The following is a 20656-nucleotide window of genomic DNA, read 5'->3' as shown; positions in this document are numbered from 1 at the left end:
TTAACCATCCATAAGTAGCATTTCGATAATTTTATTCATATCTAAATTAAAATCTTCAGCTCTAACACCTTTGACAATAGCGTCATTACTATCGTTAAGATCTATTTCTTGGGCATTTAAAAAATGGTTAAGTTTTACACTGTAAAAAGAGTGTACTTTGGGATTGATTGGGTTAGTGTTATTACGCTCTTTAACTACCGCGAGTTTTTTCGATTCTAACTGTACTAAGGTGCCCACAGGGAATACACCAACACAACGAATAAAATGGTCGACTAACTTGGCATCTAAATGATTTTTTTGCCCTAACTCTCGAAGAATAGCAAAAGCTTTATTATGAGAAAAGCCTTTCTTGTACACACGCGTTGCTGTTAAGGCATCAAAAATATCACAAATAGCAATCATTCGACCATACTTGCTAATTTTGTCTCCGGGCACTTTAAAAGGATATCCATTACCGTCTAACTTCTCATGGTGTAATGCGGCAACTTCTAAAGCAAGTTTACTGATACCCGGTGTTTTTTTAATGATATCGATAGAATGATTAGCGTGGGTCTTCATTACTGTAAACTCTTCATCAGTTAACTTCCCTGGTTTATTTAATATTTCGTCAGGTATTTTTATTTTACCAATGTCGTGCAAAAAAGCGCCGATAGCGAGTTGCTCAATAATTTTACGATTGAGTTTTAAATAACGAGCAAAAAGCGTGATATATACTGAAACCGCGACAGAATGCTCTAATAGGTATTCATCTTTTTGTCTAATGTTAACCATACAAGCTAATGAATCTGGATTAGTAAACACTGCTTCAATTGATTTGTTGGTTATATCAACTACAGGCCCTAACTCAATGATGCTACCTGTTAGGGCATCGGAGAATAGTTGCTTTTGAATATTTTTAGATTCATCAAAGATGACTTTTGCTTCTTGTATTTGCTCTTTGAATACGGCTTCAGAACTTTCAGGTGAAGGGGAGGTAATCGTTTTGCTTTCATCAATGATGACTGAGTATACTTTTTTATTTTTTAAATTATTAATCACAGCAAGGCTTTTGATATGACCTGGGGAAGTCAGTGAAAACTGTCCTTCTTGCTCGGCAATTTTAACCACATAATGGCCAACAGCTACTTCTGAAATTTTCTTTTCTGTTAGCATTCAACCACGCCAAAATAGTTAATAAATGAAAAAAGATTTAGCCTACTCTAAAATTCATATTAGCTATTAATTCGTTAAGGTACAATATAATTGAAAACAAACAGGAATATAGGGCATTGTTTTTTTAGTGGCTTAATTTATGCTTAATATTGTTTATCTTTAGATTAAATATTGGCTGTTATCGGCCGATATAGATATGTCTATTTTATTATGTCGTGGTAAATCGTTAGTAATAAATGATGCGTTACTAAATACAGTGATATATAACGGCAATTGATTGGATTTTTGAATATGCGAATTTTGTTAATTTTTCTCCTAAGTCTTTGTTATGTCTGTTCTGCACAGGCATTTCAAAGTAATTTACAAGCTGTGCAAATTTACACTGATGATCAACTTCTTGATTTAATAAAAGAAAACAAACATTTAAGCCAAGTTGTTCTTGATGAATGTCAATTAGTTCAAGATATTGAAGCGAGAGCAATTAAGGCAAGCATGCCTTCATATCAATTTTTGTGGGGAGATATGCTTGCTTATGGCGTTTGTGTCAAAAAAGATATTTCCCTTGGTTTGCACTATATGAAGTTAGCTGCTGATCAAGGTTTAGCTGAAGGTCTTGAGCAGATGGGGCGTTATTACCATATTGGTAAGTTCATGCAAATTGATATCGATAAGGCAATTGTTTACCTTAAAACAGCGGCATCCTTGAATAATCTTGCCGCTCAAATGCGTTTAGCCAAAATTTATCAAAAAGGTTATGGAAGTCCATTAGATTACCCTGCGCTTTATTCTCAGTTACACCATGCAGTTACCGATGATAAAAAATTACATAAAGAAATTAGTCTTTTACTCAAGGAGTTAGCGACTAAAATGCCTGAAAAAGTGGTTATTGCGGCTAAAAGAACAGATTACACCAATTAATTATTTCAAAGGCTTACACATTAATTGCTTAATTGGTTGTGATATACTAAAGGTAGATTACCTATATCACTGATCAAATATTATTGTGACCATAAACGACCCTCATGCTAAACGTGAAGCTAATAAATACCAAAAACCTATCGCCAGTAGAGAGTTACTACTTTCTCTCATAGAAAAGTCTTCACCACCACCCACGTTTTCAACGCTATCTAAACTTTTAAAATATAAAGATGATGAACAGCTAGTTGGTTTAAAGCGTCGCCTTAGAGCAATGGAGAATGCGGGACAGTTAATCTTTAATAAATTTAAACAATACGCTATTCCAGCTAAAAATAGCTTGGTCACAGGTAAAATCATTGGCCACCGTGACGGCTTTGGTTTTTTCGCACCAGAAGATGAAGGCTTAGCAGATAAACGCGGCAAAGATTTTTATGTCTCATCTCATGAAATGCAACGTGTATTTCATGGTGATATTGTGCAAGCGATTTTAGTTGACAGAACTGATCGCAAAGGCCGTAAAGAAGTTAAAATTATTGATGTTGTAGAAGGGCGAAAAGCACCGATTGTAGGGCGATTTCATGTTGACCATCATATCTGTGTTGTTGTACCTGAAGACAGTAAAATCAAGCAAGAAATCTTAATTGACCCTAAAGCTAAATTAGGGGCAAGACATGGTCAAATGGTTGTTGTAGAACTAGTGCAGCGACCTACAAAACGTTCAAATGCGATAGGTAAAGTCATTGAAGTACTTGGTGATCACTTAGCCCCTGGTATGGAGATTGAAATAGCGCTTCGTGCTCACGATTTACCTCATCAATTCTCGCATCAAATTCAAGCCGAACTGGCATTGATCAGTGATGAAGTGATAGAGAGTGACAAGTTACCCCGTAAAGATTTACGTGAACTTCCGCTTGTTACTATAGATGGCGAAGATGCCCGTGATTTTGATGATGCGGTATATTGTCAGCCAAAAAAATCTGGTGGTTGGCGTTTATGGGTAGCAATTGCCGATGTAAGTCATTATGTGAAACATGGTAGTGCTCTTGATGAGGAAGCCATTTCACGAGGAAACTCGGTGTATTTTCCTAGCCAAGTCATCCCGATGCTACCTGAGAAATTGTCAAATGGGTTGTGCTCACTAAACCCTGAAGTAGATAGGCTGTGTATGGTATGCGAAATGACCGTAAGTGCTGCAGGTAAATTATCGGGTAGCCAGTTTTACCCTGCTGTTATGCGCTCTCATGCTCGATTTACTTACACTAAAGTTGCCGCCATTCTTGATGGCGATGAAGCATTAATTGAGCAATATCAACCACGAGTTAATGATTTAAAAAATCTTGAGCAAATGTATTTAGCATTAAGTGATGCTAGAGCTAAACGTGGCGCAATCGCCTTTGAAACACAAGAGTCTATTTTTATATTTAATGAGGATAAAAAGATAGATAGCATTGAGCCTTTACTTCGAAATGATGCCCATAAAATCATTGAAGAGTGTATGATTTTGGCGAATGTGGCTACAGCTAAGTTTATTGAAAAGCATAATAAAGCAGGGCTTTTTCGTGTGCACGATAAGCCTAGTGAAGATAAATATAATAATTTTGTTAGCTATTTAAGTGAATTAGGTATTTTCTTACCTGCTAAAGAACAGCCTGAGCCACAAGACTACTGTGATATTTTAGCGAAAGTTGCCAATAGACCCGATCAAGAATTAATCCAAACGATGTTATTGCGCTCAATGCGTCAAGCTGTATATCAAAGTGATAACTTAGGGCATTTTGGTTTAGCTCTGACTTCATATAGTCACTTTACCTCTCCTATTAGGCGTTATCCTGATTTAGTGGTTCATCGAGTCATTAAAGCCATTTTGCAGCAGCAACAGCAAGAAGATGAGTTAGTCAAAAAGGCAACGTCTGGCGCTTATGATTATCAATTAGCCGAAGTTATCGAATTAGGTGAGCATTGCTCAATGACGGAAAGGCGTGCTGATGAAGCGACCCGCGATGTTTCTGATTGGCTTAAATGTGAATTTATGCAGGATCACGTTGGTGATACTTTTACAGGGGTTATTTCAACGGTCACTAACTTTGGTATGTTTGTGCGCCTACAAGATCTTCATATTGAAGGTTTAGTTCATATTACTTCCCTTGGCAGAGATTTTTATCATTATGATGATGTTCGTATGTGTCTTACCGGTGAAAACACAGGGGTTAAGTATCGTGTAGGTGATGTAGTTACGGTGCAGGTTGCAGCCGTAAATCTTGATGAGAAAAAGATAGATCTATCATTAGGGAATAAGCTTGCTAGTGCTAAGCGCGTAAGCGATAAAAAAGAACCCTCGAAGCGAAATAAATCAGGGAAAGCAAAAGCTAAACCTTCTCAAAGCAGTTTTAAAAAAACGGACGCTAACAAAGGTAAAGTAAAGAAAGAAAAAAGCAAAGCGAAGAAAAGAACCGCGCGGAAAAAACGTCCAGGTAAAAATGCAAGAAAACAAATAAAACAGTAGTTGTTGATAAATAATAGAAAAAGTTGATGACAATTGGTGTTGTCACAGGAAGTTAACATGGCAAAAAATGAAGAAATAGTTTTTGGAATTCATGCGATTAATGCATTAATTCAAAGTGCACCAGAGCGTTTTATTGAAATGTGGTTATTAAAAGGACGCGAAGATGAGCGTTTGATGCCAATTATTAATCTAGCAAGGAAGTATGGTATTTCTGCTCAAATGGTGCAGCGTAAAGTGTTAGATGACAAAAGCAAAGGTGAACAGCATCAAGGTATAGTAGCCCGAGTAAAACCAGGTAAAACACTGTCAGAAAACGACTTAGATGACATCATTGCGTCAGCTGAAAAGCAAAAAAAATCTCCCTTTTTTCTTATCCTTGATGGTGTAACTGATCCACATAACTTAGGTGCTTGCTTAAGAAATGCCGATGCGGCGGGTGTACAAGCGATTATTGTTCCCAAAGATAATGCCGCTAAAATTACCGGTACAGTAAGAAAAGTTGCTGTTGGCGCTGCTGAAAGCGTTCCATTAGTGCAAGTAACAAACTTAGCAAGAACAATGAAACAACTGCAAAAAGCAGGTGTGTGGATAGTAGGTACCGCTGGAGAAACAGATACTTGTTTATATGATGTTAAACTATCAGGCTCAATTGCTTTAGTCATGGGTGCTGAAGGTAAAGGAATGCGTCGCTTAACACGTGAAAACTGTGATCAATTAGTTAAACTACCTATGGCTGGCAGCGTTTCAAGTCTAAATGTCTCTGTGGCAACGGGGATTTGTTTATTTGAAATGGTGCGACAACGCGGGCTATAATCCACCGCTTTTATATTTTAATGTATGAAATATGCAATTGTTAATATGTCATATTTAATGCATTTCCAACGGATTAACCTACAAGGAAAGGACTCCAATGAAAAAACTCTTTATTACCCTAATGCTGGTGGTAGCTTTGTGCTTAATTTTACCAAAAATATTTGGTGGCATTGTCAAAGAGGAATACCACAATACAATTGCTCAACTGAATGAGCACCCTGCGATAAACGCGAAAATAACTGATTTTACCCTAAGTTGGTTTAGTGGCACTGCTCGTAGTGAAATTACCTTCATTATTGCGGAAGATGACATTGAAGAAGTATCAATTATTATTGAAGATACGTTAGATTTTGGCCCCATTATTCTAGCTAATGAAAAAGTTCACTTTGGCATGAGTCATATTAATTCTTCCGTTAAGCTAAATACTGATGTAGGTGAATTTAATCAATTAATAACTGACTTTATCAGTAAAAATGTAAAAATGACCAGTTTATTTACGTTCAGTAAAGACATTATCTCAACAATTGAAGTTGCAAGTATAAATGAAACTATTGACGGTGAAACTATTAGTTCAAAGCCTGCCTACGGCGAGTTTACATTAGCGAATATGCGTTCTTTTGAGGGCGTATTTAATTGGGGAGGATTAACTATTAGTCAAGAAAATGCTCAGGTGGAAATTGGTGCATTATCTTTTGAATCTCAGCAACAAGCGATCTCGGGTAATTACTTTCAAGGCGATACTTTATCTACTGGTTTTTTTAAACTTCATCTAGATAGTTTGGTTGTAAATGAAGAGAAAGATGCAGCAGTGTTAACTATGAATGGTCTTTCATTAATTGCTGATACCCGTGTCGATGATGACTTGATGGAAGTAAGTGTGGTTTATCATGTTGATAAGCTTACTTCAGCAAGTGAAGAGTTTACTAATGCCGACTTTGATTTAAAAATAACACGCTTAGATGTAGAGACAATGCAAGAAGTGAATAGTACTTTTGCAGATTTAACCAATAATATTGAGCAATTATCTGCGCAAAATAACATGATGCAACTTACCGCATTAGCGGAAAAGCTCATTGTAAAAGAGCCGCAAATTATCGTTGAAAACTTAAGTGTTGAGACACCTGAAGGTAAAGTAAAGTCAGACTTAATTGTAAGTATTGATAAAGATATTTTTGATGCTAAAAATATCATGAGTTTGATGACTGCAATTAGCGCTAAAGCAAATGGTTCTTCACCAGAAGCGTTATTAAGCAAATATGGTTTAGATGCCGCAGTTAATCAATATATACAGCAAGGGTTATTGATGAGAGACAAAACAGAGTTGCGTTTCAATGCGCTTTTTACTAAAGGGCAATTAGAAGTCAACGGTAAATCAGTGCCGTTGTTCTAGCTTACCGATAGTTTATCTATACTTTAGCGCTATATTCATAATAACCAGTAAAAGTTGATTATAAAAATAGCGCTAAAGAATGAGCGTGATAAGTTATCAACTCATGTCTATTTTTTGTGCTTGTTATTATCATCACTTTTCTCTATACTACGCGTCCTTAATTCAGCCTGAACTTTTTGTTCCTTGCCTCTACACTGGTGTTGGCTGAGCCAGATTCTGAGGCTACAACCCATAAGGAGCTCGTAATGCGTCATTACGAAATCGTATTTATGGTTCACCCTGATCAGAGTGAACAAGTGTCTGGTATGATCCAGCGCTACACAGACTTGATCAATGCTGCTGAAGGCAAAATCCACCGTCTAGAAGACTGGGGTCGTCGTCAATTAGCATACCCAATCAATAAACTACACAAAGCACACTATGTTCTTATGAACATTGAAGCGCCTCAAACAGTTATTGATGAATTAGAAACTTCTTTCCGTTATAACGATGTTGTTATTCGTAACATGATCATGCGTACTAAAGACGCGGTAACTGAAGCATCACCTATGGCTGCTGCTAAAGATGACCGTCGCGAAGCTAAGAAAGAGGTTGCTGCTGAGCCAGCTAAAACTGAAGAAGTCTCAACTGAAGAGAAGTCTGAAGAAGCTGCTAGCGAAGAATAAGCATCCTGTGAACTTTCTTTATTAGAGTGAATGCAATGCAAGAAGCTCTACCAGAGAATAGCCTGACGTTGACCGGCGAAGTGGTGAAAACCCCTAAACAGTCAACAAGCCCAGCGGGTATTACTCATAGCCAGTTTTCAATAGACCATAAGTCTATACAAAATGAAGCCGGTATGAATAGACAAGCATTTGTCAGAATACAAGTTGTAGCAACAGGTGAATTATCACACTTAACTCGTGAATTAGTTGCTGGATGTCATGTAAAAGTGGTGGGATTTATAAACCGTCACGAATCTAGAAACGGAAATCCGCTTTTAGTATTACATGCTCAGCAAATTCAAATGATTAATTAAGATTTAGCTAACATTTGCTAGTTAAATCAAATGAGGAGAACTCCATGTCTCGTTTTTTTAGACGTCGTAAGTTTTGCCGTTTCACAGCGGAAGGCGCAACATCTATCGATTATAAAGATATTGCTACTTTAAAAAACTATATCACTGAAAGTGGTAAAATCGTTCCTAGCCGTATCACTGGTACTGCTGCAAAATACCAACGCCAATTAACTCGTGCGATCAAACGCGCTCGTTACTTGTCATTGTTACCATACACCGACTTACACAAGTAAGCTAATAAGGGGTTTATAATGGAAGTAATTCTTCTAGACAAAATCGCCAAATTAGGCGGCCTTGGTGACAAGGTAACTGTTAAATCAGGTTATGCACGTAACTACTTATTACCTAAAGGTAAAGCAGTTTTCGCATCTCAAGCAAACGTTGAGCACTTTGAAGCTCGTCGCGCTGAACTTGAAGCTAAATTAGCTGAAGTTTTAGCTGCTGCAGAAGCTCGTGCTGCTAAATTAACTGAATTAGCAGAAGTTACAATCGCATCAAAAGCTGGTGACGAAGGTAAATTATTTGGTTCTATTGGTACTCGTGATATTGCTGATGCAATTACTGAGGCTGGCGTTGAAGTTGCTAAGTCTGAAGTACGTTTACCATTAGGTGCTATCCGTGAAACAGGTGAATTCGATATCGTTATTCACTTACACAACGATGTTGATACTAGCATCAAAGTGGCTGTTATCGCTGAAGCATAATCGATAATCAGTATTTACTGATTTCGATATAAAACGCTGTTTTGTTATTTTAAATAACAACAGCGTTTTTTTTCGTCCATAATATAGTTAAATAAATGTTTTCATATCAATTAATCAGTATAAGAAAGTGCTCTATTAGCGAGAATTTAAAATCAATGACTATGTATATACACCTTTAAAAGTAGTCCTTCGGGAACACATGGACACTATGATAGCTTGATAAAATTTGTTTGATGTAGAATAACGATACTCACACAAAGTTTATTTGTTCTTATGTCACCCATGTCGTTCTAAGTGGTCACTTTTTTATGCACAATGGTGGAAGTGTAAAACAAGTTAGGTATAGTCATAAATGCTTAGCAGTATTATGACTAGCTATAAATATAAATGATAGGCAACTTTAACCTAAAAATAGAAATGGAATAACTAATAGCTTAATTAAAGGAAAAAGCTTGCACCTAAGATGCATTAAAGGATAATGTTAGTTAAGTGTTTCTTTTAGATACCTCTTTTAGATAAATAAAATAATACTAATACATGTCAATACTTACGCGGATAAAGAATTTACTTTCCAAAAAACATGCTACTCAACGTGTGGGTATCGCATTGCGACAAAACGTGATTTCCGTTTGTTCAATACCTCCTAAAGATGACGATAGCAATTCTGGAAACGTGTACTTCAAAGAGCAAGCTATTAATGATGATGATATTTGTAGCGCTATTGAAGGTTTGCAAGATCAATATAATTTTTCAGGACAAGTCTACTTAGTATTGAATGAACAACAAGCGCAAGTTGTTCAAGTAGATAAACCAAGTCTTGCTGAAGAAGAAATTAAAGGTGCTTTAAAGTGGCAGGTTAAAGATCTTGTCACCATTGCTCCTGACAATATGGTGTTGGATTACTATGATGCACCGATGATGATGTCAGGCAAAGAGAAAATTAATGTTGTTTGTGCACCTTTAACTGAGTTAAAAAAATTAGTTCATACAATTAATGAACAAGAACTTGAAGTAACACGAATAATTACTCAAGAGTTTGCTTTTGCTAACTTAGTACCAGTAAAAAATGAAGCGACATTAATTGTATGCCAACAGCCCGACCAAGAAATTGTAATTATCATTGTGAAGCAAGGGCAGCTTTATTTTCACCGTCGTTTACGTGGTTTTGCTCAATTAGCGAGTAAAACTGAAGAAGAGTTAAGTTTAGGTGTTATTGATAGTTTAAGTCTAGAAATACAGCGCTCTACGGATTATTTTGAAAGACAATTAAAACAAGCGCCAATTAAAGAAATTCAAGTATTATTACCTATTGAACTCGAAGGTTTTTTTGCACGTAAATTGTCAGAAAACACCAATGTTCCTGTTACCTTGTTACCATTGCCTAGTCCGTATCATGAACAAAGAGAGTTTGCTGTCGCACTGGGAGCCAGTTTATTAGACGCAAGCGAATTAGCATCAGGTGAAATAAAAGCTTCTTCTGAGGTGCAACATGCAGGCTAAGCATACTATTAATTTATTGCAGGCAGAGTTGCTGCCTGAAAAAATGTTTATAACCTTGCCCCGTGTTGTATTGCTGTGGATTACGTTATTGTTAGTTATGATCGTATGGGCTGTAATTACACAAACTTCAAATCAACAGCTAAAATCTACCTATAGTGTTTTGCAAAAGAAAAATAACAAACAAAGTCAACAAGTAAGCTTATTAGAAAAAAAGATAGCTGATAGAGCACCAGACAGACAACTGCAAGAGAAGCTCGCAACATTAAATTTATTGATGCGACACAAACAAAGCCTACATGCAAAACTAACCGATACTAAACGTACATTCGTTGTTGGTTTTGCCAAAGCGATGGAAGAGTTATCTCAAATGCATCACCCTGATATAAGACTACAAACGATCAATATAAGTTTAGATGATATGACTTTTTCAGGTGTTGCTAAAAAACCTGAAGCGGTACCTGCTTGGTTAGCAGGTTTCGAGAACTCTACCTTGTTGTCAGGTAAATCGTTTGTGCAGTTTGAACTATCTCGCAATGATAACAATATTACTGAATTTACTGTCAGCTCAAAACGAGCATCAGGAGATGCAGAATGAAGCAGCAGTGGCAATTATTAACAGAAAAGTATTTGCAGCTATCAGCTAGAGAGCAGTACCTGATTTTATTAACAGGCGTTGTTGCTGTTTACTTTACGATATATTTTTTATTCATTGAGGTAAAAGCTCAAGAGAATAACAAGTTCAGCCAGCAAATCTCTCAGCTTAAACATGAAAATAAAACACAAACTGTGGCAATAAAAGAATATCAAGAAGCGCTTAAACTCGATCCAAACAAGGTTATTAAAGACAGAATTATGCGCCTTGAACAAAAGATGGCAAAAGTAGACCAGAAACTACTAGCGCTTACTTCTGAGTTAATAAATCCGATACAAATGCGTCATGCGTTATTAAAGTTGTTAAAGCTTGAGCCTAATGTTTCGTTGTTATCATTTGAGCTCATTGGTGCAGTACCACTAATTTCGCCACAATCTATCCAAGAGACTGATAATGCTTCACAAGCTAAAACCTTAGATTCTGTTATGCTTGAAGAATCAGGGTTAAACCTTTATCGCCATGGTATTCGTATAAAACTTGCTGGCAGTTATTTTGAATTACTGTCTTATTTACAAAAGTTAGAGCAGTTGTCTTGGACATTTTTCTGGCAGGAATTTGATTTTACCATGAAAGAATATCCAACCAATGAAGTTGAAATTGAGATATATAGCCTAGGTACCAAGGAGGACTTTATTGGTGTTTAAGATATTCATTATCATTTCGCTGGTATTTACCTTCAAGGTGTTGGCAGTGGACGTGGATCCAACAAGGCCTTTTGGAAAAGGTCTTTCACAGTCATACGTAAAAGAAGAGGATAAACTTGTACTTGAATCAATAGTTCATGGTGAAGGGATTCATACCGCTGTTATTAACGGGAAGGTGTTGCAGGTAAATCAATCTATTGGGCAGTACCATCTAGTTGCTGTAAATGATGACAGTGTAGTCTTACGCAGTGAAACCGAGCGCCTTAAGTTGTATGTACATAAAGCATCAGTGTTAAAAAACATCAAGTAAGGTTTGGCAAATATCAATGATAGAAACAAAGATTAATATGAAAAATATTCCAATATCCATAATTATTTCTAGCTTGGTTCTTGCACTTGCTGGTTGCCAGTCTGTGCCTTTGCAACCAACAGATTTTAAAGAAGGTCTATCTGAAGCCATTGAAGATACTAAAGCGGTTAATGCACCTAAACCTTTAACACAAGTGCCAAACGCTGTTCAGCAAGAAGTAATGCAGCAAAGTATGGCTCAGGCTAAGCAAAGTTTATTATCAGAGAAACGATTAGAAGTGTCGGCTACGGCAGTCGAAGCAAAAGATTTCTTTAATGCAATTGTTGAAGGCTCTGCTTATAGCATCGCTATTCACCCAGACGTAACTGGGCAAATATCACTTAATCTAACTGATGTGACTTTAGCTGAAACGTTAGGTGTTATTGAAGAGATTTACGGTTACGAGATACAGCAGAGTAATAATATCATCAAGGTTTATCCTTCAGGTATGCGCAGTGAAACTATTGCATTGAATTATCTGTTTTTAAAACGTTTTGGTACCTCCAGTACGAGTATCAACTCTGGTGGTGTTTCTGAAAATGATCCTAACTCTGGTGGAAACAATAATAACAATAACAACGGTGGAAACAGCAGTAATAATAATCGTAGCAATAATAACAATAACTCTACCAGTCAAAGTACTACTAGCGGCATCAACATTTATACAGAGAATGAATCTGATTTCTGGCTTGAATTAAAAGAGACCCTAACAGCCTTTGTTGGTACAGAGGGCGGTCGTTCAGTTATTGTTTCACCTCAAGCGGGTTTAGTTACTGTGCGTGGTATGCCAGATGAAATTAGTGCGGTTAAGAAGTTTATTTCAGATACCGAGACGCATTTACACCGACAAGTGATTATCGAAGCTAAAATCATGGAAGTCACCTTGAATGATGATTACCAACAGGGCGTTCATTGGGATGAAGTGCTTGGTAGTATTGGTGATACTAATTTAACCTTCCAAACTAATGGTAGCATTTCAGGTAATGTGATTTCGTCGGCTATTGGTGGCGCGACTTCATTGAGTTTTTCAGGCCCTGACTTTAGTGGTGTAATAGATTTATTGCAAACCCAAGGTAACGTACAAGTTTTATCAAGCCCGAGAATTACAGCAACTAATAACCAAAAAGCGGTCATTAAAGTCGGCGAAGATGAATACTTTGTCACAGAGGTTTCTAGTACTACCACAACAGGCACGGCAACAACCACGACTCCTGAGGTAACCCTAACACCTTTCTTCTCTGGTATTGCGCTTGATGTCACACCACAAATAGATAAAAGTGGTGACGTTGTACTTCATGTTCATCCATCGGTAACTCTTACTGATGAACAAAATAAAAGTATTCAACTAGGCAGTGAAGAACTGATTTTACCATTAGCACAAAGCAGCGTTCGTGAATCAGATACTATAATTCGCGCAAAGTCAGGCGAAATTGTTGTTATTGGTGGTTTAATCGAAACCTACACTATTGATAAAGAATCGAAAACACCTTTATTAGGTGATATCCCATTTGTTGGTGAATTATTCAAAAGTAAGAGTGAAACTACACAAAAAAGAGAGTTAGTGATTCTACTAAAACCTATTGTGGTAGGTGTTGATACCTGGCAAAACCAACTTCAAGACGCTCGACAACTATTAGATAAGTGGTTCCCAGGCGAAAGTGAGTTTAATGACAATAATAATAACCAAGCTCAATAAGTAATCTCATTATCGTAGTTTGATGGTTGATTGAGGGTAAATGTAACATATGTATTTGTACCATTTTGGTTTGCAAGAACTGCCGTTTACGCTCACACCCAACACCAATTTCTTTTTAGGGTTATCGCCTCACCATGAAGCATTAGCCGTTTTAATGACAGCATTAAAAACAGGTGAAGGTTTCATTAAAGTTGTCGGGGAAGTTGGCACCGGTAAAACGTTGCTGTGTCGTAAATTGTTAAATGAAATACCTGAACACTTTGTTACGGCTTATATTCCAAATCCATATTTAAATCCAAATGAGTTAAGGCGAGCTGTAGCTGTGGAGCTTGGCGTTAAGCAAGCTCAGCGCATGTCGGTACAATTATTAACGCAGCGCATACAAGATAGATTACTAGATTTACATAAAAAAGGTCATTCTGTTGTATTGATTTTAGATGAGGCTCAAGCACTGCCAGAAGAAAGTCTAGAAGCACTGAGGCTATTTACTAACTTAGAGACAGAAACACGTAAATTATTGCAAGTTGTTTTGTTTGCTCAGCCAGAACTTGACCAGCGTTTAGCTCAAAATGACTTTAGACAGCTTAGGCAACGAATCACTTTCTCTTATCAATTAAGAGCGATGAATGCAGCTGAAGTTCAGCATTACATTCAACACAGAATGAAGGTCGCAGGCTATAAAGGGGCTGAACTCTTTCCAAAAGAGGTGTGTAAGAAAATGACTAAAGTGAGTCAAGGCATTCCCAGAATAGTGAACATTTTATGCCACAAAATGTTAATGCTTGCTTATGGTCAAGGACAGTATCAAATGACTCAAAAGCACTTGCAGGCAGCAATTAAAGATACGGAAGGAGTAGACAATAATACAATGAGTCTTAAGCTAACGTTAACTGTGCTGATTGTTGTTGCAAGTGTGGCATATATAATTTATCAGGCAGGAATATCTTCATGAGTGTTATTAATCAAATGTTAAAAGATTTGGAAGATAGAGCACCTGAGCAAAATCAGTCAGGCTCTGTACCTGTTTCTGTTCCAGTAAAAAAATCACCAGTGAAACTCATTGTTGTTATTGTTTTTATCCTTGTCGCGATTAATGCTGTTGGCTTATATATTTGGCAATTAACACAAGAAAATAATGTGCTAAAAGGTCAACAATTAACACGCGTTGAGAATGTCGCTGACCCTAAGGTTATTGTCAGCAATAGCGAAGAAGCGATAGGTGATGAGATAGTAAATAAACAAGCGAGTGAGCCAAAAAATAGCGCTGATACGATCAAAGCAAATAAGTTTACCAAAAGACAACAGCAACCTATGGCTGAGTTACATACCTCGAATAATGCTGAAATAGAGCTTGAAACTGTCAGTAAGCCAAACTCACTAAGTACCGTTGCCACTACAAATAACAATAATACAGGTGAGTCAGAAGTCATTGTTAATCCTGCGACTAAGGTTATTGAAAGTACTAAAAAAAAAGCTCAAAACAATAATGAAGTAGCGAACGCAAACGAACAGGTCACGCCTGAAGAGATACTGAATGCTGAAAAGCCAAAGAAAGCATCAAGCATGACGGTTTCAAGGAGGCAATTAACCTCACAAGAATTAATAGAGCAAAAATTACAGCAAGCTGAAAAACTTCTTGCGACACGTAATGTAGCCAAAGCAGAAGAATTACTTCAAGATATACTCATCATTGAGCCTAAACATCTTGAAGCGCGAAAAAAGCTTGCTGCATTATGGTATGGCAGAAAAGCATATAACAAAGCAGGTAATTTATTATCTCAGGGAATTGCACTAGCACCAAAGAATAAAGAATTACGACAAATGAAAGCGCAGATTCTTGTTAAGCAACAAAAGTTTCGCTTAGCCTATAATGTATTAGAGCCCCTCGCTGATATTGAAAACGAAGAATATCAGGTGCTGTTAGCTAGTGTTGCGCAAGAAACTGGCCACTTAACGATGGCAATACAAAGTTATCAGCGATTGATCAATATGCAACCGAACGTTGGGCGATGGTATTTAGGTCAAGCGATTGTATACGACAAAGACAGTCAGTTTAACTTAGCAGGGCAAGCTTATAAATTAGCACTTGCAAGAAATGACTTAACAAATGCTTCGGCTCAATTTGCTCAACAACGATTAATCGCCCTAGGGCAATAAACGAGACAAGGTTTAGGAGAAAGTAATGGCGGCACCCAAGTTAAAGATGCGACTAGGTGACTTATTGGTACATGAACATATCATTACCAATGATCAGCTAATGCAAGCACTAAACAGTCAAAAAACGTCAGGTCGTAAATTGGGTGACACGCTAATTGAGCTAGGTTACTTATCAGAAAAACAATTACTACAATTTTTAGCTCAGCAGTTAAATGTTCCTTTTTTAGATATCAGCCAGCGACAAATTCCAACGTCAATAGCTAACCTTTTACCTGAAGTTCATGCCCGCCGTTTAAGAGCACTGATTATTGAAGACAGGGGTGATTCAGTTCTTCTTGGTATGAGTGATCCTGCCGATTTAAGTGGTTTAGATCAATTAGAGAATATGCTTTCGCCAAAGCGAATAGAACTTGCGGTTGTGATGGAATCTCAACTGTATGATGCCTTCGATAGTTTATATCGTCGTACTGCTGATATTGAATCGTTTGCTAGTCAGCTAGAAGAAGAATATCAAGAAACATCAGATTTTGATTTATCCACCTCATTTGTTGATGAAACGGGTGATGCAACGGTAGGCAAATTATTACAGTCTGTTTTTGAAGATGCAGTGCAAATGCGTGCATCAGATATTCATATTGAACCTGATGAAAGCCAGTTACGTATCAGACAACGTATCGATGGCGTATTGCAAGAAAATATTCTCAAAGAAAATAAAATTGCAGCGGCAATGGTACTTCGTTTGAAGCTCATGGCAGGGCTTGATATTTCAGAAAAACGTATACCTCAAGATGGACGTTTTAATATTCAAATTAGTGGTCACAGTATTGATGTCCGTATATCCACCATGCCTGTGCAATATGGTGAATCGGTAGTTATGCGTTTGCTTGATCAGTCTGCAGGCTTGCTATCGTTTGATCAAACCGGTATGCCAGCAGATTTAGTTAAACGTGTACGCCATCAGATTACACGCCCTCATGGTATGGTACTGGTTACTGGGCCAACAGGTAGTGGTAAAACAACGACGTTATATGCTGCGCTGAGTGAGTTAAATGAAGCTAGCAAGAAAATAATTACCGTTGAAGACCCAGTCGAGTATCGGTTACCGCGGGTTAATCAGGTACAAGTTAATACTAAAATAGAATTAACTTTCTCAAGTGTATTACGTACCGCATTACGTCAAGATCCCGACATAATGATGGTGGGTGAGATGCGTGATCAAGAAACGGTTGAGATAGGCCTTAGAGGCGCATTAACAGGTCACTTAGTTTTATCAACGTTACATACAAACGACGCTATCACCAGTGCTTTACGTTTAATCGATATGGGCGCAGCAGGCTTTTTAGTGGGTAGCTCACTGCGAGCTATTATCGCACAACGTTTAGTACGCAGAGTGTGTGATAATTGTGCTCAAGAATATATACCTGAAGCGCAAGAGCTGCTTTGGCTAACTAATTTAGCAGGAGAGCAGGCAAAGCAAGCAAAATTCACGCAAGGCTCAGGATGTCAAACATGTAAGTATACGGGGTATCGTGGTCGTATAGGTGTTTTTGAATTATTAGAAATGAATGAAGGAATGATGGCTGCGTTAAAAAGAGATGACAGTGAGGCATTTACAGAGTTATCTAAAGCAAACCCAACCTTTACGCCTTTAGCAAAAGCTGCTTTCGATTATGCAGTTCAGGGTATTACTTCAGTCGAAGAAGTGCTAAGACTCGTTGAAACAGTTGATGTAAGTTAATAAAGGTTAATATTGCACTATGGCATCATATAATTATACAGGTCGTAATATTAGCGGTAGTCAAGTTAAGGGCACGCTCGAAGCCGTTAGCTCTACTGCCGCGGCTGAACAATTATTTAGGCAAAATATAACACCAATTGATATTAATGAAGCCAAGCACAGTAATGATGGCAGCCTGGCAAGTGCTGATATTAAAGAACTGTTAGGTTTTGCCAGTGTCTCATTAGATGAGATGATTATTTTCTGTCGTCAAATGTATGCGTTAATGCGTTCTGGTGTGCCTATACTTCGTGCAATAAACGGTATGGCTGAGTCAAGTAACTCAATTAGTTTGCAAAAGGCATTACATGACATAGGTAAGCAATTAGAAGGTGGCTACACGTTATCTTCAGCACTCAATCAGCACACTAATATTTTTAGTTCATTATTTATTTCGTTAATTCATGTGGGTGAAAATACAGGGCAACTCGATCAATCCTTCGCAAAATTAACAACATATCTTGAGCGTGAACAAGCGACAAAAAAACGTATTAAAACGGCATTACGGTATCCTACTATGGTTGTAATGGCTTTGTCTGCTGCATTAGTTATCTTAAATATTTGGGTAATACCCACCTTTGCCAGCATGTTTTCAAAACTAGGAGCCGATCTACCACTAGCGACTAAATTTATTATCGCTAGTTCAAATTTTTTCATAAATTTTTGGCCATATATGCTAATAGGCGTGTTGATTCTTTTTGTCACCTTACGCCAATCACTTAAAACCAAACAAGGTCGATTTGTTTGGGATAGACGAAAAATTAAAATTCCCATTATTGGTAGTATTATTGAACGCTCAATATTGGCACGATTTTCTCATAGCTTTGGTATAGTTTTGACGGCAGGAGTACCGATGACATCGGGGCTCAATTTAGTTGCCGATGCCGTTGATAATAGTTTCATGAAAGAGAAAATTATTGCTATGCGTGTGGCAATAGAAAGTGGTGAAAGTTTATTGCGAGCAGCAATTGCTAGTACATTATTTACGCCGCTGGTATTGCAAATGATTGCCGTAGGTGAAGAAACAGGACGTGTCGACGACCTATTAAAAGAAGTGGGCGATTACTATGAACGTGAGGTTGATTACGATCTAAGTACGCTAACAGCGAGAATAGAGCCGTTATTACTTATTGTTGTAGCGGCGATGGTTTTAGTACTTGCCTTAGGTATATTTACACCAATGTGGGATATGGCGTCTGCGATGCAGGGTAAGTAACGTTGTGTTATGTGCGCTAGGATAAGGCTATGATTGATAAAGTCGAGAAACGAGAAAAATCTCTGACTGAGTTTATTATCACGGTTGTCCTACTCGCGTTGTTGATGAAAGTGTTTATTAGTTATTATTTTGACCAGCAAGAACAAATAACCACGACGGGCTTTAACCGTTTAGCGCAAAGTTTTAATAGCACTGTCATTGCAGTACATGCCCAGTGGTTGATGGAAAATAAGCCTAGCGTTGTAACACTTAAACAACTTAATAGTGAAGCTAAGCAAAGGTTTTCAGTAAATAAAAATGGCTGGTTAGATATCACAAAGAATAATTTTTCTTGTGAGAAAATATGGCAAGCAGCTGTTGCGGTGCCGATGTCATTAATGAAACTTTCTATAGCAACAATAGAGTTAAAAGAACAAGGTAAAAACTTTCATCATTGTCGATATATTTTGCCTTCAGGGCAATTTTTTGATTATCACAGTGAAACGGGCAAAGTGACTGAAGTAATACCAAAAAGCAAGTGAACAAATAATTTGTATTTACAATAGACTAAATTACGCATCTATAAAAATACGCTACACTATGACTATAAAATAAGAATTTATGATTTCGATTTAGATTTAGTAATAATTTGTTCTCAAAGAGGTTTTTGTCGATTAATTAAGTGACTTATTTAATTAATCGTTGTTACAATGATTTTAATATCTGTACATCAAGGTTTGTGAGGTTCATATGAATAAAGTGTTTTCTCAATACAATGTGAAAAACTTAAATAACCAGCGCGGTTTTACATTAATTGAATTAGTGATTGTTGTCGTTATTTTAGGTTTTTTAGCGGTAACGGCTATTCCAAAATTTTTGGATCTAACCGATAAAGCTAAACAAGCAAATATTGAAGGTATGGCGGGTGGCTTTGCCACAGGCGTATCTTTAGTTCGTGCGCAGTGGGAAGCAGAAGGTCGCCCAACGGCTGCTAATGTGAACCGTGTAGATTATGAAGGAAGCTTCTTTGCATTAACGACTCCGCCAACACCAAATAATACTAAAAGTATCCGTCCTGGTTATCCAGTTGGCCTTGTTAACGGTAATGCCAGTACAGCAGACATGACAAATGCCCGTTGTATTGAATTGTGGCAAGGGGTGTTTGCTCAGCCACCTAGTGTGTCTTCAGCGGTTGCAGACTTAAATACCGTGGGATTAAATATTGATTATTTAGCCGACACTACCAGTGTAGAATTAATCGATTCAGCGGGTGCTACTCAAACATTTACAGGTTGTGTGTTTTATTTAAAAGAAACTTTAGATAAGAATGCAGCAGGTAATTTTGTTTCACCTGGTGGTAATATCGATATTGGTAATAACTTTACTTACAATGCAGCGAATAGTGAAGTGGTTGTTAACGTTAATACGCCATAAGTACTTGACGATTAGTGTTAATTTATAGATAGTATTTGTAATGATTTTTTAAGTGGTAAAGGGTTTAATATGAAATATTCAATGAAAAATAAAGCGCAACAAGGTTTTACGCTAATCGAATTAGTTGTAGTAATTGTCATTTTAGGTATTTTAGCAGTAACTGCAGCACCTAAGTTTATTAACTTACAAGCTGATGCACGTACTGCAACATTAGAAGCAGTAAAAGCTTCTATGCAAAGTGCATATACCTTAGTTCACAGTAAATCATTGATTCAAGGTAATGAATCAGCTGTAGCAGCTGACGGTGAAACTGTTGTGGTTAATAGTCAAGGTGATGTAGTAAATTTAGATTTGGGTTACCCTATTTCAACAGCAGGTGCTGCAACAGTACCTGCAGACGATTGGGCCTTATTGTTAGAGGTAAATGCTGATGAATTTATTATTTCAGACGATTCAATTGCCGGATATGTAGTTGTTTATCCTGAGGGTGGAACTGAACCTACTGCTTTGCCAGCAGATAACGATGCTCCAACAGCCGCAGAATCGAGTTGTTTTGCATATTATCAAGAGTCTCAAGCATTAGGTACTTCACCTGTTACTGATGTTGTGATTTGTTTATAGTTAGACTGCTATCTTAATATATAAAGGAGAGCTTCGGCTCTCCTTTTTTGCTTTAAGCGCTTTATTTTGTTAAAAATATAATTCTATTTAGGTG

Annotated in this window: 21 protein-coding genes; 20 read left to right on the top strand and 1 reads right to left on the bottom strand. The window is 37.3% G+C overall.

The window, feature by feature from the left end:
* Nucleotides 1-1152, bottom strand: coding sequence for an HD-GYP domain-containing protein (locus tag D1094_RS07565; RefSeq protein ID WP_118959481.1), 1152 nt, complete (start codon nucleotides 1150-1152; stop codon nucleotides 1-3).
* 291 nt (nucleotides 1153-1443) lie between these two features.
* On the opposite strand from D1094_RS07565, the gene D1094_RS07560 reads away from it, so the two are divergent.
* From D1094_RS07560 to D1094_RS19050, 20 genes are all read left to right on the top strand, one after another.
* Complete coding sequence (locus D1094_RS07560; RefSeq protein WP_118959480.1) at nucleotides 1444-2070, top strand: tetratricopeptide repeat protein; 627 nt, start codon at nucleotides 1444-1446, stop codon at nucleotides 2068-2070.
* 85 nt (nucleotides 2071-2155) lie between these two features.
* On the top strand, nucleotides 2156-4573 hold the full coding sequence (gene rnr / locus D1094_RS07555; protein WP_118959479.1) for a ribonuclease R: 2418 nt from the start codon (nucleotides 2156-2158) through the stop codon (nucleotides 4571-4573).
* A gap of 57 nt (nucleotides 4574-4630) precedes the next feature.
* Complete coding sequence (gene rlmB, locus D1094_RS07550; protein WP_118959478.1) at nucleotides 4631-5386, top strand: 23S rRNA (guanosine(2251)-2'-O)-methyltransferase RlmB; 756 nt, start codon at nucleotides 4631-4633, stop codon at nucleotides 5384-5386.
* A gap of 97 nt (nucleotides 5387-5483) precedes the next feature.
* The gene (locus D1094_RS07545) at nucleotides 5484-6776 is read left to right on the top strand and encodes a DUF945 family protein (protein WP_118959477.1); all 1293 of its coding nucleotides are present in this window, start codon (nucleotides 5484-5486) and stop codon (nucleotides 6774-6776) included.
* A gap of 245 nt (nucleotides 6777-7021) precedes the next feature.
* Nucleotides 7022-7441, top strand: a complete 420-nt coding sequence (gene rpsF / locus D1094_RS07540) for a 30S ribosomal protein S6 (protein ID WP_118959476.1) — start codon at nucleotides 7022-7024, stop codon at nucleotides 7439-7441.
* A 35-nt stretch (nucleotides 7442-7476) separates the two neighbouring features.
* Nucleotides 7477-7794: a primosomal replication protein N gene (gene priB, locus D1094_RS07535; RefSeq protein ID WP_118959475.1), complete on the top strand. Its 318-nt coding sequence runs from the start codon at nucleotides 7477-7479 to the stop codon at nucleotides 7792-7794.
* Between the two features lie 44 nt (nucleotides 7795-7838).
* Nucleotides 7839-8066 (top strand): 30S ribosomal protein S18, encoded by a 228-nt coding sequence (gene rpsR, locus D1094_RS07530; RefSeq protein WP_011041278.1) that lies wholly within the window; start codon nucleotides 7839-7841, stop codon nucleotides 8064-8066.
* 18 nt (nucleotides 8067-8084) lie between these two features.
* Nucleotides 8085-8537, top strand: coding sequence for a 50S ribosomal protein L9 (rplI, locus tag D1094_RS07525; RefSeq protein ID WP_118959474.1), 453 nt, complete (start codon nucleotides 8085-8087; stop codon nucleotides 8535-8537).
* A 537-nt stretch (nucleotides 8538-9074) separates the two neighbouring features.
* The gene (locus D1094_RS07520; RefSeq protein WP_147361061.1) at nucleotides 9075-10037 is read left to right on the top strand and encodes an MSHA biogenesis protein MshI; all 963 of its coding nucleotides are present in this window, start codon (nucleotides 9075-9077) and stop codon (nucleotides 10035-10037) included.
* Nucleotides 10027-10632, top strand: a complete 606-nt coding sequence (locus tag D1094_RS07515; protein ID WP_118959472.1) for a PilN domain-containing protein — start codon at nucleotides 10027-10029, stop codon at nucleotides 10630-10632. The genes D1094_RS07520 and D1094_RS07515 overlap by 11 nt, the downstream gene beginning before the upstream one ends.
* Nucleotides 10629-11333 carry a hypothetical protein gene (locus D1094_RS07510; RefSeq protein WP_118959471.1) on the top strand — a complete coding sequence of 235 codons (705 nt, stop codon included), beginning with the start codon at nucleotides 10629-10631 and terminating at the stop codon, nucleotides 11331-11333. Before D1094_RS07515 ends, D1094_RS07510 begins: the two co-directional genes overlap by 4 nt.
* 46 nt (nucleotides 11334-11379) lie before the next feature.
* Complete coding sequence (locus D1094_RS07505; RefSeq protein ID WP_259337858.1) at nucleotides 11380-11643, top strand: hypothetical protein; 264 nt, start codon at nucleotides 11380-11382, stop codon at nucleotides 11641-11643.
* Between the two features lie 16 nt (nucleotides 11644-11659).
* Entirely contained in the window at nucleotides 11660-13378 is a 1719-nt protein-coding gene (mshL, locus tag D1094_RS07500) for a pilus (MSHA type) biogenesis protein MshL (RefSeq protein WP_118959469.1), read from the top strand.
* A 49-nt stretch (nucleotides 13379-13427) separates the two neighbouring features.
* The gene (locus tag D1094_RS07495) at nucleotides 13428-14330 is read left to right on the top strand and encodes an ExeA family protein (RefSeq protein ID WP_118959468.1); all 903 of its coding nucleotides are present in this window, start codon (nucleotides 13428-13430) and stop codon (nucleotides 14328-14330) included.
* The gene (locus D1094_RS07490) at nucleotides 14327-15535 is read left to right on the top strand and encodes a lipopolysaccharide assembly protein LapB (RefSeq protein ID WP_118959467.1); all 1209 of its coding nucleotides are present in this window, start codon (nucleotides 14327-14329) and stop codon (nucleotides 15533-15535) included. Before D1094_RS07495 ends, D1094_RS07490 begins: the two co-directional genes overlap by 4 nt.
* 25 nt (nucleotides 15536-15560) lie before the next feature.
* On the top strand, nucleotides 15561-17273 hold the full coding sequence (locus D1094_RS07485; RefSeq protein ID WP_118959466.1) for a GspE/PulE family protein: 1713 nt from the start codon (nucleotides 15561-15563) through the stop codon (nucleotides 17271-17273).
* 19 nt (nucleotides 17274-17292) lie between these two features.
* Nucleotides 17293-18528: a type II secretion system F family protein gene (locus tag D1094_RS07480; protein WP_118959465.1), complete on the top strand. Its 1236-nt coding sequence runs from the start codon at nucleotides 17293-17295 to the stop codon at nucleotides 18526-18528.
* A 29-nt stretch (nucleotides 18529-18557) separates the two neighbouring features.
* Complete coding sequence (locus D1094_RS07475) at nucleotides 18558-19049, top strand: hypothetical protein (RefSeq protein ID WP_118959464.1); 492 nt, start codon at nucleotides 18558-18560, stop codon at nucleotides 19047-19049.
* A 208-nt stretch (nucleotides 19050-19257) separates the two neighbouring features.
* Nucleotides 19258-19941 (top strand): type II secretion system protein, encoded by a 684-nt coding sequence (locus D1094_RS07470; protein ID WP_118959463.1) that lies wholly within the window; start codon nucleotides 19258-19260, stop codon nucleotides 19939-19941.
* Between the two features lie 69 nt (nucleotides 19942-20010).
* Nucleotides 20011-20562, top strand: a complete 552-nt coding sequence (locus D1094_RS19050) for a type II secretion system protein (RefSeq protein ID WP_310648347.1) — start codon at nucleotides 20011-20013, stop codon at nucleotides 20560-20562.
* The last annotated feature ends 94 nt before the right edge of the window (nucleotides 20563-20656 follow it).

Origin of the sequence: Colwellia sp. RSH04, assembly GCF_003545765.1 — a bacterium.
In the GTDB taxonomy this organism is placed as follows: Bacteria; Pseudomonadota; Gammaproteobacteria; order Enterobacterales; family Alteromonadaceae; genus Colwellia.
Note: the sequence above shows the minus strand (reverse complement) of the source record. Positions and strands in the feature narration are given on the sequence as shown.

What these genes read in the sequence shown, in the direction of transcription:
- D1094_RS07565 (WP_118959481.1), bottom strand. Translation starts at nt 1,152, where the DNA reads ATGCTAACAGAAAAGAAAATTTCAGAAGTAGCTGTTGGCCATTATGTG.
- D1094_RS07560 (WP_118959480.1), top strand. Translation starts at nt 1,444, where the DNA reads ATGCGAATTTTGTTAATTTTTCTCCTAAGTCTTTGTTATGTCTGTTCT.
- rlmB (WP_118959478.1), top strand. Translation starts at nt 4,631, where the DNA reads ATGGCAAAAAATGAAGAAATAGTTTTTGGAATTCATGCGATTAATGCA.
- D1094_RS07545 (WP_118959477.1), top strand. Translation starts at nt 5,484, where the DNA reads ATGAAAAAACTCTTTATTACCCTAATGCTGGTGGTAGCTTTGTGCTTA.
- rpsF (WP_118959476.1), top strand. Translation starts at nt 7,022, where the DNA reads ATGCGTCATTACGAAATCGTATTTATGGTTCACCCTGATCAGAGTGAA.
- priB (WP_118959475.1), top strand. Translation starts at nt 7,477, where the DNA reads ATGCAAGAAGCTCTACCAGAGAATAGCCTGACGTTGACCGGCGAAGTG.
- rpsR (WP_011041278.1), top strand. Translation starts at nt 7,839, where the DNA reads ATGTCTCGTTTTTTTAGACGTCGTAAGTTTTGCCGTTTCACAGCGGAA.
- rplI (WP_118959474.1), top strand. Translation starts at nt 8,085, where the DNA reads ATGGAAGTAATTCTTCTAGACAAAATCGCCAAATTAGGCGGCCTTGGT.
- D1094_RS07520 (WP_147361061.1), top strand. Translation starts at nt 9,075, where the DNA reads ATGTCAATACTTACGCGGATAAAGAATTTACTTTCCAAAAAACATGCT.
- D1094_RS07515 (WP_118959472.1), top strand. Translation starts at nt 10,027, where the DNA reads ATGCAGGCTAAGCATACTATTAATTTATTGCAGGCAGAGTTGCTGCCT.
- D1094_RS07510 (WP_118959471.1), top strand. Translation starts at nt 10,629, where the DNA reads ATGAAGCAGCAGTGGCAATTATTAACAGAAAAGTATTTGCAGCTATCA.
- mshL (WP_118959469.1), top strand. Translation starts at nt 11,660, where the DNA reads ATGATAGAAACAAAGATTAATATGAAAAATATTCCAATATCCATAATT.
- D1094_RS07495 (WP_118959468.1), top strand. Translation starts at nt 13,428, where the DNA reads ATGTATTTGTACCATTTTGGTTTGCAAGAACTGCCGTTTACGCTCACA.
- D1094_RS07490 (WP_118959467.1), top strand. Translation starts at nt 14,327, where the DNA reads ATGAGTGTTATTAATCAAATGTTAAAAGATTTGGAAGATAGAGCACCT.
- D1094_RS07485 (WP_118959466.1), top strand. Translation starts at nt 15,561, where the DNA reads ATGGCGGCACCCAAGTTAAAGATGCGACTAGGTGACTTATTGGTACAT.
- D1094_RS07480 (WP_118959465.1), top strand. Translation starts at nt 17,293, where the DNA reads ATGGCATCATATAATTATACAGGTCGTAATATTAGCGGTAGTCAAGTT.
- D1094_RS07475 (WP_118959464.1), top strand. Translation starts at nt 18,558, where the DNA reads ATGATTGATAAAGTCGAGAAACGAGAAAAATCTCTGACTGAGTTTATT.
- D1094_RS07470 (WP_118959463.1), top strand. Translation starts at nt 19,258, where the DNA reads ATGAATAAAGTGTTTTCTCAATACAATGTGAAAAACTTAAATAACCAG.
- D1094_RS19050 (WP_310648347.1), top strand. Translation starts at nt 20,011, where the DNA reads ATGAAATATTCAATGAAAAATAAAGCGCAACAAGGTTTTACGCTAATC.